The 559-nt window shown below is 48.1% G+C and carries 1 protein-coding gene; it reads right to left on the minus strand.

Going from position 1 to position 559, the window contains the following annotated elements; translation table 11 throughout:
• Positions 1 to 559: M48 family metalloprotease (locus tag R7Z49_RS26835; protein WP_318112707.1), on the minus strand; the 559-nt coding region annotated here is incomplete at both ends.

A 559-nucleotide genomic window follows, 5' to 3' on the forward strand; every position in this document is an offset into this window, starting at 1 on the left:
TCTTTCGTCCAGTGGTGGGTGTGTCGCGAACAAACTAGAGAAACCGGACAATTTACTCTGTCCAAACATCATGTGGCTCATTTCATCACTGGCTTTCGTGTTTAAGGTAGAGCCTTGAACGTTGCTGCCAATCTTCTTTAACGCTCCCGCAATCCCTTGATCGTTGCGAGTGAACTGCACGGCACTGGCGTCAGCTAAAAACTCGCGTTGGCGCGAAATGGCTGCTTTGATCATGTTGCCGAACAAGGTTCCTAACCAACCCAGCACCAAGCAGACAATCGCAATCAGTATGATGACAGCGAAGCCTTTGTTTGAATCAGAAGAACTGCGTGATACGTGACGAGTGCTGTTCGAGTTATCCAAGATCAGATGACCAAAATGAGCAATGCAGGTAATGCCAAATAACGCACCAATCAGACGAGTATTCAACCGCATATCACCATTTAAGATGTGGCTGAACTCATGGGCAATTACACCTTGAAGTTCGTCACGGCTAAACGCATCTAGTGCTCCTTGCGTTACCCCGATGACGGCATCATCAATGCTCATGCCCGCAGCA

The organism is Vibrio sp. 1562, assembly GCF_033340155.1.
GTDB lineage: Bacteria > Pseudomonadota > Gammaproteobacteria > Enterobacterales > Vibrionaceae > Vibrio > Vibrio alginolyticus.